This is a genomic window from Candidatus Methylomirabilis limnetica (assembly GCF_003044035.1).
Taxonomy (GTDB): Bacteria; Methylomirabilota; Methylomirabilia; order Methylomirabilales; family Methylomirabilaceae; genus Methylomirabilis; species Methylomirabilis limnetica.
The window spans coordinates 1-7,405 of the sequence record NZ_NVQC01000014.1 but is presented as its reverse complement, the minus strand read 5'-3'; the positions used below and the strand labels follow the sequence as shown (position 1 = coordinate 7,405).

At 57.8% G+C, this 7,405-nt stretch carries 5 protein-coding genes and 1 pseudogene; 1 reads left to right on the top strand and 5 read right to left on the bottom strand.

What is annotated here, in order from left to right; genetic code table 11:
• From CLG94_RS03615 to CLG94_RS03595, 5 genes are all read right to left on the bottom strand, one after another.
• Positions 1-490: helix-turn-helix domain-containing protein (locus tag CLG94_RS03615; protein WP_133174623.1), on the bottom strand; the 490-nt coding region annotated here is incomplete at its 3' end.
• Positions 491-568: 78 nt separating this feature from the next.
• Complete coding sequence (locus tag CLG94_RS03610) at positions 569-1,549, bottom strand: AAA family ATPase (RefSeq protein WP_107561522.1); 981 nt, start codon at positions 1,547-1,549, stop codon at positions 569-571.
• Between the two features lie 871 nt (positions 1,550-2,420).
• Positions 2,421-3,083: a RadC family protein gene (radC, locus tag CLG94_RS03605; protein WP_107561521.1), complete on the bottom strand. Its 663-nt coding sequence runs from the start codon at positions 3,081-3,083 to the stop codon at positions 2,421-2,423.
• A gap of 4 nt (positions 3,084-3,087) precedes the next feature.
• On the bottom strand, positions 3,088-6,009 hold the full coding sequence (locus CLG94_RS03600; RefSeq protein WP_107561520.1) for a DEAD/DEAH box helicase family protein: 2,922 nt from the start codon (positions 6,007-6,009) through the stop codon (positions 3,088-3,090).
• Positions 6,002-6,691 carry a restriction endonuclease subunit S gene (locus CLG94_RS03595; RefSeq protein ID WP_153062385.1) on the bottom strand — a complete coding sequence of 230 codons (690 nt, stop codon included), beginning with the start codon at positions 6,689-6,691 and terminating at the stop codon, positions 6,002-6,004. The genes CLG94_RS03600 and CLG94_RS03595 overlap by 8 nt, the downstream gene beginning before the upstream one ends.
• Positions 6,692-6,864: 173 nt before the next feature.
• On the opposite strand from CLG94_RS03595, the pseudogene CLG94_RS03590 reads away from it, so the two are divergent.
• Positions 6,865-7,405 (top strand): annotated as a pseudogene (locus CLG94_RS03590) (IS21 family transposase); the annotation flags it as partial.

Below are 7,405 nucleotides of genomic sequence, written 5' to 3'. Positions count from 1 at the left end.
CCGACTTCTCGTCAATGCCGATGCGCGCCGGCACGCGCCGGTCTTTCCGCGCCAGTCCGCGGTCGACCGCACGCATCATCACGCCCCAGGTCTCGTCCCACGAGGTTCCCGTAAGTCGCGTCACACCCGTCACGTCACATTCCTTGAGCGTGTCGATCATTCGCATCTCAAACAACCGCGTGAACTGCGACCTCGGTTCCGCCCACGGAGATCGAACCTGCTTGACCCCGTCCTTGGGGCAATTGGTTCGCGGCAGACTTGCATGAACGTAGGTTCGACATTGGCAGGTATCCAGATGTCGCCATGCTTGCTCCGGCGTGTGGTCGTACACCGGCGCGTCCTGTTGGCACACCGCGCACGCAAAGCGCGCTCCCGACGCCTCCTCGACCCAAACGTCGATGCGCTCCGCCGGCATATCCACTTGAACTCTGCTGATCAGCCACGGGAACTCGATGCCAAGCAACTTCGCATACAACAGCCTGTCTTCCATGCCGCAGTCTCCTCTTCGACCCTAGAAGAGTCTCGTCGGATCGCTCCCTGATGTCGAATATCCATCCTTACCCAGCCACTACCGGTTGTGGTCACCCACACTCGTTCCGGAAGGACCGAAATCGGAAACCTCCCCCGCATCTTTCATGGAGAAATAAGTCATGCCCTTCAGGTTGACCATTCTCCATCTCAGCGTATCTGCTTGGTCCTTTATCCGGACGAGGTAGCTGAGCTGCTCTTTTGAAAGGCCTTTTATATTGTTTGTCAGTGCGCGCAACTTTTCATTGGCATCTTTTGAAAAATATTTCCCCAAACTGTCGAGTACTGCAATTATTTTATTGAGATGCTCTATCGATTTCGCATCGAATTCCTTGCTCACTTTCGATATGACATCCTTCTTGTCTTTCGTCGGCGAAGTGCAGTATGGGCAATTGTCGGACAGACTCGAATAGGTGTTGCCGTCCATAAGCCACTTCAGCCACTTTGAATTCTGTGGGCTCTGCAGATATGCGGTATAACTTTCCAGGCCCGCTGGAATGTTGGAAACTTTGTTCCCCTTGCCGATTCCTTTCGCTAGAGCGCTTGCTTCAGAGTAGCCTGATTTTGATTTTCCAAAACTGTCGCTGAGAGTCGCTAGATCTGAAATGACCTGGTTAATCTCTTCTGAGTCTCGGAACGTTTCCTTTATGTTTGCGATGATCCCTTCGATTGCATTGATCTGCTTTTCGTAATCCGCGGTTTTGATAAATATCTCAAAGCTATTGGCCAGCACTTCGTCCTGCTTGAAGGCGAATTGGTTGATGTAGTCGTCGTTAAAAACTTTGACGCTCTTAACATCATCAAGGCCCGCAACTTGCGGCTGCTGGTCTTCCACTCCGGATTCCTGCAGCTTAAAAGGCGTTAGTTCCTTGATGCTTCCGTCGCCTCGTAATTGAAGCTCAATGGCACGCGCAATGGTACTCTTACCGATTCCGTTCATCGCGTATTTGATGTTCAGCTTCAGCTTCTCAATGCTGATTTTCCCGCTATCAATATTGTTGCAGTTGCTAATTTCAAGCATTGGCGGCGCCTTCCTTGTGTTTACAAATGATTAGTGCGGCTAATCGGGATAGGGAGGGGCCTCACGGCCTCCCCCCTCCCACACCACCGGGCATACGGATCACGTACCACGGCGGTTCGGTTGATTACTTCGGCAAGACTGCCGACCGGGTGTTCGGACTCCTCTATCCACCATGCACATCGCTCTTTCGAGCAGTGACGTTTCCGCCAGCTTTATGCACACTGGGCACAGGGCTTACTGACCCTTTCAACCGTTCGGGCCTTCAGTACAAGACGTTGCGGCTTGGCCTATCTGTTTCTCCGCCTTTCGGCTCTGGAGTGCCTCACTAGCCTCGCCTGCCTCGTACCTACTATGCCCTCTGCTGACTCCTGCACGACGGTCAAAGTGGATTGCTCCCCTCTCAGTCCAAACAGGGTGACTTAGGTTTCGCCATACCTTGTTTCAGGGTTTCCACGTTCGTAGGACTCACTAGGCGCATACCCTATCACTCCCGTAGACACCGTGCAGGCCTCCCGGGGTAAGACACAGAGCTTTCCATGCGTAGACGCCGGATTTATAAAGCACGCCCCAATCGCAGATGGAGGACTTCGCGGTCACGTGCCCGCTCGTCCCGAGCGTACCACACCCCCTATCCGGTTCCTGTTCGTCGCCCCGCACTTTTGGATTGGGCTTCCTTCGGACCCCACCTCACGATGACGCCCTTGCCCTTCTCCTAGCCTTCGGCTCTGCTTAAACCTGGCACGGGGACTTGCACCCCGTCAGTTCTGTGCCATGCCCGGCACACACGCCCAGCATCAGCTGCGGCGCGCAGCGCCGTCAGCTGCATGCTGTTGTTAGGCGCCCCTGCTGATATGCGCGACATCAGATCGCCCTACAGCTTGCCCTCTTCAAGAAAACTGAAGTATCCGGTCCTGTTGAAGATGATGTGATCAAGCAACTCAATGCCAACGACTGCACCTGCCGCCTTGAGTTGTGCGGTGATGGCGATGTCGCTGGGCGATGGTCCGAGCCCCCCGCTCGGGTGATTGTGGGCGACGATGACGGCGGAGGCGCGGTCGGAGAGGGCATCGGCGAAGACTTCACGCGGATGCACGGGGCTGCGGTCTATGAGTCCAATGGACACCACGCGGATGTTCAGAATCTCGTTGGCACCGTTGATGCTGGCGCATAGGAAATGCTCTTGCTTGCGGTCGGCGTAATGGCGGACGTGCGGCAGCAAGTCGGCAGGGGTCACGATCTTCGCGCCTTCCGGTTTGATGCGGCGGCGGGCGAACTCGATGGCCGCGAGGATCAAGGTCGCCTTGGCGTCACCGACGCCCGCAAACTGCGAGAGATCCTCGGCCTTCACGGCCAGTCCCTTCTCGTCAATGAGTCGCGCCAGCTTGGAGGCCAGCGTCATGACGTCCATACCGGGTGTGCCTTTGCCGAGGAGCACGGCAAGCAGTTCCTGGTCGCTCAGTGCAGCCGCACCTTTGCGCAGGAGCTTCTCGCGCGGTCGGTCGGCTTCGGGGATGTCGTGAATCGTCTTGCTCATGGCCTCAGGCAGCGAGGGACAAATGGGTTTGAATAACCGTCACGGCCATAATGTCGAAGATGCCGCCGGTGTCGGTGTATTTCGGGTCGGCGAGTTCGTCGTAACGCGCGCGTGCATCGTAGGTCTCCTGAATGTCGCCGTTGACCTGTCCGCGATACGGTCCTTCGAGATACATGCGGTCGTCGCGGTGCGCCTGGACGGTGGTGCGGATGGCCGGGTCGGCGATCTTCTCCTCCGTCACCTGTTTGATGTAGAGCGCTTCCTCGTCGGTGATTTGATGTTTGGCGAGAATTTGCGCGATCATGTCTTGCACGGATGACTTCACTGGCACCGGGCCTGCGCCGCCTTTTCCTTTGCCCGGCTGTAGCTTCACCGGGCCACCGCTGGTCGTTACGCCCTGATACTGCACCGCCACCTTGGTGACCACGGTGGCGCGAATCTGCTTCATCAGGTCGGATACGGTTCCGACCTTGATGAGCTGCGGGCCGACCCATTCAGCGAAGGTGACGAACTCCTGAATCTGCGGCGAGTAAGTGAAGAAGCAGGCGAGGAAATGGAAACTTTTCACGAAGCGGGCCAGCAGATAGACGAACGCCTTGCGGTCTTCCCAACCGGTGAGCTTCGCTTGAAAGCGCATCCGCAAGGCGTTCACCTGGAATTGCACCTGCGCATCCGTCCCGCTCCTGAGCAGCGCGAGCACGTCGGCGGCGTCCTTCTGGGTGAAGACCCCCGTAGCGAGAATCTCCGTGTGCAGCTTTGGGGAGGTCTCTTGATCCGGTTCCTCTGGCTCGAACGGCGTCCCCTTCCGATACTTCGCAAAGGCTTTGAGTATTTGTTTCGCGTTGTTGGTGAAGTCGACCACTACGACATCCTTCTTGCCATGGTAGCAGCGGTTCAGTCGCGAAACCGTCTGCACGGCGTTGCGATCCAGCACCGGCTTGTCGAGGAACATTCCCGCGAGCAAGGGCTGGTCGAAGCCGGTCTGAAATTTGTTCGCGACGACCATGATCCGGTAGTCGTCGCCCTCGAACCGGTTCTCGATCAGTTCGGCTGGCTGCAGCTCATTCACGGCGTATTCGCTGATTGCTTCGTTCGTCTCCGGATGAACGAAATCAGAGAACGCATAGAGCACCTTGTAGTCGGCACCGCGCTCCTTGAGCTTCTCCTTGATGATGTTGAAATACCGCAGCCCGGCCACGCGGGACGAGGTGACGATCATCGCCTTGGCACGTCCACCGATGAGCGGCTTTACATCCTTCTCGAAGATGCGCAGCATCACCTCCGCCTTGTACTGGATCAGCCCGTCGTCCTGAAACGCCACGTTCTGGAGCGCCTTGGACACGACGCCCTTGGGGTAGAGCTTCTCCTCGTCCGGCTGCGGGACGATGGGGCAATGCAGGTTATAGAGCGTCTTGTAGGAAATAATGCTCGCCGCCACGTCCACGATATAGCCCTCGGCGATGGCCTCCGCCTCGGTGTAGCTGTCGAACGGCTTGCCAAACATCGACACGGTGGCCGGTGCCGGTGTGGCCGTGAAGGCGACGAACAACTGATTCAGGTCGTGCTCGCGGATGACCTTGGCAATCTGCTCTTCGAGATCTTCATCGGGAGCTTCTTCGTCCGGCTCGCCTTCCTTGCGGAACGGCAGGCGGATGGCTGCGCCCATCTGGCCTTCCTGCGAGCGGTGGGCTTCATCAATCAGGAACGCCACCCGCAGCTTCTTCAATTCCGGGTTCTTCTGAATTTCCTCCAGCACCCAGGCAAACTTCTGCTGCGTGGTGACAATGATCGATTTCCGTTCCTTGAGGAAGCGCGGCAGGTCGTCGGCTTTTTTCGCGATGCCCACCACATCCTTGAGGTGGGTGAACTTGTCGATGTCCTCGCGGATGTTCGTGTCGAGCGATTTGCGGTCGGTGAGGATGAAGGTGATGTCCACCAGCTTCTCGTTCGTGTCAGGCCTGAAGAGGCTGTGCAACCGGTCGGCCAGCCAGCAGATGGAGAGCGTCTTGCCGCTGCCGGCGGAATGGTCGGCCAGATACTTTTTGCCGATGTCGCCCGCCGTGGCGAAGTGGGCCGTGATGTCCTCCGCCACCCGCCGCACCAGTCGGCTTTGGTGATACCGCGGAAAGATCGTGGAGGCCGGACGCGCCGGTTTGTCGTCCTCGGCTTCACGCTCGGGCACGCGGACGAGGAAGAACGACAGCGCCTCCAGCAATTGCCCCTGCGACAGCACCTCGCGATAGAGGAACTCGACCGGGTACTCGGCGGCATTCGTGGCCGTGTTGGTCAGCCCCATGTTGTGCCAGCGGAAGTTCTCCTCTCGGTGCGGGTCGGTGGCAGCCTTCACCTCCGAGGTGTCCACAGCCAAATAGAGGAAGGGATGCTGGAAAATCTTATGTGTGTGATCGCGGGCCACAAACTGCGCCACGGCGTGCTCGACGTTCTGGTTGGCCTCGTGCTTCAGCTCCAGCGCCACGATGGGCAAGCCGTTGAGGTAGAAGACGAAGTCAATCTCGTGATTCGCGTCGCTGAAGTAGAAGTGGGGGCGGAAGGTGATGCGGTTCTCCGCATACTTGGCAGCGGCGGCGCTCGCGGCGGAGCGCGGCTTGGGATAGAAGAGCCGGAACTCCAGCCCGCGCACTTTGAGTCCCTGCCGGAACAGCATCCATAGCGGCGTGTACTCCAGTTCCTTGCGCAGTGCCTTGAAGACTTCCTCCCGCGCGTCCGTGCCGTAATCGTCCACCAGCTTCTTCAGCTGGTCAGCCTGACTGGCTTTCAGGAAGGCCCAGAGCTGGTCTTCCGCGATGAAGTGCTCGTTGTCCGTGATGTCGGACTGCTCCAGCACGCCATATTTGTGCTCGCGGATGAGGTAATCCGCAATGTGCTGCTGAAACGTCAGCTCCAGGGCTTTCTTCTTCTTAGCCATGGGTTTTGACCCGGTTGATGTCCGCCTCCACGATCCGCCGCTGGCCGGTGACGCATTCGTGAATTAGCGACTTGCGATAGGCAGTGAGGGTGGCAATTTGGCCTTCAATGCCATTCACGATCTGAGTAACGTCATTGAGCTTATTGTCGAGATATTTGCAAATCGCGCGTTGCTCCTCAATTGACGGTCGCGGGATTGGGAACAGGCCGACCTTTGTCGAATTGGTGCTAGCCAAGTTGGTTGTTCGCTTTCCAGTGGCCTCGAAATAATCGCGACCGAATCGGGATGCAGTCAGGTAGGCAAGAAAGGCCGACAGCAGCTTATGCTTGAAGCAGCGGATTGCAAAGATGTGGTTCTGGTGCAGGCAGTTAGGGATCTCTCCGCTCCAAACTGTTCCCCTGCCAAGCTTGTCAAGATCACCACCTTCGGTCATCAGAACGTCCCCAGGGCGGAGCTCCACACGATGCGCGACTTCCTCCGGCACCTCAATGGTTGTTACATCTTGCAGGTTGAGGTGCCCGTCTTGGACATTGGCAACTCGTAAATATGGCCGCTCGATGAGTGGGCCTTCGTATACCTTGCCGAGTGTTAGTCCGCCCTGAATTTCTGACACTCGTTTGAGGCTCACCAACTCCCAAGTAAAGGGCAACTCGTTCATCCACACATTGCCTGTCTTTTTCAATGTGGGGCGCTCTTCGAGGCCACGTGTAACAGCCTTCTGATTTCGCTAGAGTAAAAGGGACCCACCTAACACGGCAATGATCGAGCAAAAGGAGCCCACTCTGATACGCTCGCTGTTTCTCGTGTGTTCGAGCAAGACCACACCAGAGACAGGGAGGGAGAGGAGTGCTAGGGATGGATCAGTACGAGCTCATCAGGACGGCCGCTCGGGTGTATCAGAAGAGTATTCGTCAGATCGCGCGGGAGACTGGGCATACACGCAAAACGATCCGCAAGGTTCTAGCTGGCTGGGAGCCTAAGTACCGGAGGAGGCACGAACCGGCCTCCCGGGTGATGGACTCGGTCGCCGCCATCATCGAGGGCTGGCTCCGCACGGATCAGGAGACCCCCAAGAAGCATCGCCACACGGCGCACCGGATCTGGACCCGACTGGTCGAAGAGTATGCCTTTCCGGGTGCGGAGTCGACAGTTAGACGATGGGTGCGGGAGCAGAAGGCTCGGCTGGGATGGCCGACAGTCACAGCGGTCATCCCCTTAGACCCGGAGCTCGCGCAGGAGGCGGAAGTCGACTGGGGAGCTGCCTGGGTCCGCATGGCAGGAGAGGAGCGGCAGGTCAAGCTCTTCTGTATGCGATCGCGCTATTCGGGCATGCCCTTTGTGCGGGCCTATCCGTACGAGCGACAGGAGATGTTCTTCGATGGCCACACCCGAGCCT